The organism is Elstera litoralis (assembly GCF_000963705.1).
Lineage (GTDB): Bacteria > Pseudomonadota > Alphaproteobacteria > Elsterales > Elsteraceae > Elstera > Elstera litoralis.
Genome location: NZ_LAJY01000102.1, coordinates 1 through 2,782 on the forward strand (window position 1 = coordinate 1; position 2,782 = coordinate 2,782).

Here is a 2,782-nt window from a genome sequence, read left to right on the forward strand (position 1 = left end):
AAGACCGCGATAATCTATCTATCGCACCGCACAAACGCAAGATAAATCATGCAAATACTTGTTTTACTTACGCTTTTTCGCAAGAATAAGTAAATACAAAGTCATTCACGCCCCGAATCCTGAGCGTGTTAACCTTGAGAATATTGTTTTTCTGAAGAAAGCTGGCTGACAGAAGTCTTGCTAGCGCAAAGCTTAGGATTGAGCCGCGCTCAATTGAGCGCGATAAGTGGTGCCGAACCCCACGTAACGGTCGGCAGAGCCCGCGATATTCTCTATTTCTGCGGGTTTGAGCGGACGCAGCAGGCGGGCAGGATTCCCCGCCCACAGCTCGCCGGTCGGCACGGTTTTATTCGGCGAGATCAAGGCTCCCGCCGCCACCATCGCATCGGTTTCGACAGTCGCTTGATCCAAAATCACCGCGCCCATGCCGACGAAGCATCGATCCTTGAGAGTGCACGCGTGCAGAATCGCGCCGTGGCCGATGGTCACTTCGTCGCCGATATAGGTGCCCGCCTTGAACTGAGTGGCGTGGACCACCGTGCCATCCTGGATATTCGTGCGCGCGCCGATGCGGATTTCATGCACGTCACCGCGAATGACCACCCCGAACCAGATATTCGACTCCGGGCCAATCACCACATCACCGATAATCACCGCGCCCGGCGCGATAAAAGCGGTTTCGTGAATGGTCGGCCACACGCCATTCCAGGGCATCAGAATCGGCCCTGGCACGCTGAGCGCGCGCGTCATGGGAAGATGGCCACGAGGTCGAGCCCCGTGGTTTCCGGCAGACCATACATAGCGTTCATATTCTGAATCGCTTGGCCCGAGGCGCCCTTCACCAGATTGTCGATGACCGACAGAATGATGGCGCGGCCCGGCAGCCGGTCGGCGATCACATTGATATGGCAACGGTTGGTGCCGCGCACGTGGCGGGTTTGCGGCACGTCCTTGCCCGACAGGATCGAGATGAACGGCTCGTCCCGGTAACGCCCGATCAGCGTGGCCTTCAGATCCTCGGCGCTCACACCGGGCCGCAGCTTAACATAGATGCTGGACGCCATGCCCCGGCTCATCGGCATCAGATGCGGCGTGAAGTTCACCAGCACCGAACGGCCCGCCGACCGCGATAGATCCTGCTCAATTTCCGGCGCGTGCCGATGCGAGGCGACGCCATAAGCGTGAACACCTTCCGTCACTTCGCAGTAAAGCGAGCCTTCCTTCAACGACCGCCCCGCCCCGGAGGTGCCGGTTTTGGCGTCGATAATGATATCGTCCACCTCAATCTGCGCCGCCTCGATCAGCGGGACCAGCGGCAACAGAGCCGAGGTTGGGAAGCAGCCGGGGTTCGCCACCAGCCGGGCTTTTTGGACCGCATCCCGATGAATTTCGGTGAGGCCATAAACCGCCTCGGTCTGAAGCCCCGGCGCTTGGTGGGCGTGGCCGTACCATTCGGCGTAGGTATCGAGATTATCCAGCCGGAAATCCGCCGACAGATCGACGATCTTCAGGTGCGACGGCAGCCCGGCGATCACGGCCTGGGTCGTACCGTGCGGCAGCGCGCAGAAGACGAAATCGACGCCCGACCAATCCACATCCGCAATCGCCACCAGATCGGGCAGACCAAAGGGCGCGAGCTGCGGGAAGACGCTGCCGATGGGTTTGCCCGCGCTGCGATCCGCCGTCAGCGCCACGAGGCGCGCCTGCGGATGATTGCGCAGCAGGCGGATTAGCTCCGCCCCGGTGTAACCGCTCGCCCCGAGAATGGCGATCCGAATTTCCGACATCCTACACACTCCCAAACCCTAAACACCGGCACGCCATAAGAAAAAGGAGGCACCCGCTGCCGGATGCCCCCTGATTTCTAGCACAAACCTTCGAAGAAGGTTTAGCGCTTCGAGAACTGGAAGCTGCGGCGGGCCTTGGCCTTACCGTACTTCTTACGCTCGACGACGCGGCTATCGCGGGTGAGGAACCCACCGGCCTTCAGCACGCCGCGCAAACCCGGCTCGAAATAGGTCAGCGCGCGGCTGATGCCATGACGCACCGCACCGGCTTGACCCGAAAGCCCACCACCGCGCACCGTGCACCAAATGTCGAACTGACCGGCGCGATCGGCAACCTGGAACGGCTGATTGATGAGCATGCGCAGCACGGGGCGGGCGAAATACACCGCGCCTTCACGGCCGTTCACGGTCAGCTTGCCGGTACCCGGCTTCACCCACACACGAGCGACGGCGTTTTTTACGCTTGCCCGTGGCATAGGAGCGACCCTGTGCATCGATCTTCGGTTCGAGGGGAGCGGCAGCTTCGCCCGAAACAGCAGCAGGTGCCTGACCGGCGACCTTCTGAAGGACTTCAAAACCCTGGGACATCCTTATGCGCTCCGCTTGTTCTTCGCATTGAAGCCAGCGACATCCAACACGGCCGGCCCTTGGGCCTCATGCGGATGGCTCGGCCCCTTATAGACCCGCAGATTACCCATCTGCTGACGGCCCAGCGGACCCCGGGGAACCATACGTTCCACGGCTTTTTCGATCAGGCGTTCCGGGAAACGACCGTCGAGGATTTGACCCCAACCGCGTTCCTTGATCCCGCCGGGATGGCCGGTGTGCCAGTAGAACTTGTTCTGCTCGCGCTTACGGCCCGTCACCTGCACCTTTTCGGCATTGATGACGATGATATGATCGCCGCAATCCATATGCGGCGTGAACATGGTCTTATGCTTACCGCGCAGGCGGTTAGCGATAATCGTTGCGAGTCGACCGAGAACGACGCCATC

3 protein-coding genes and 1 pseudogene are annotated in these 2,782 nt (G+C 60.5%); all 4 read right to left on the reverse strand.

Annotation, left to right across the window (positions count from 1 at the left end; genetic code table 11):
* Positions 1-192: 192 nt before the first annotated feature.
* Complete coding sequence (locus VZ95_RS05245; protein ID WP_045774933.1) at positions 193-750, reverse strand: gamma carbonic anhydrase family protein; 558 nt, start codon at positions 748-750, stop codon at positions 193-195.
* Positions 747-1,787: an N-acetyl-gamma-glutamyl-phosphate reductase gene (gene argC, locus VZ95_RS05250; RefSeq protein WP_045774934.1), complete on the reverse strand. Its 1,041-nt coding sequence runs from the start codon at positions 1,785-1,787 to the stop codon at positions 747-749. The genes VZ95_RS05245 and argC overlap by 4 nt, the downstream gene beginning before the upstream one ends.
* Before the next feature lie 101 nt (positions 1,788-1,888).
* Positions 1,889-2,375 (reverse strand): annotated as a pseudogene (gene rpsI / locus VZ95_RS05255) (30S ribosomal protein S9).
* A gap of 2 nt (positions 2,376-2,377) precedes the next feature.
* Positions 2,378-2,782 (reverse strand): 50S ribosomal protein L13 (gene rplM / locus VZ95_RS05260; RefSeq protein ID WP_045774936.1); only part of this gene is annotated, 405 nt, incomplete at its 5' end.

What these genes read in the sequence shown, in the direction of transcription:
- argC (WP_045774934.1), bottom strand. Translation starts at nt 1,787, where the DNA reads ATGTCGGAAATTCGGATCGCCATTCTCGGGGCGAGCGGTTACACCGGG.
- VZ95_RS05245 (WP_045774933.1), bottom strand. Translation starts at nt 750, where the DNA reads ATGACGCGCGCGCTCAGCGTGCCAGGGCCGATTCTGATGCCCTGGAAT.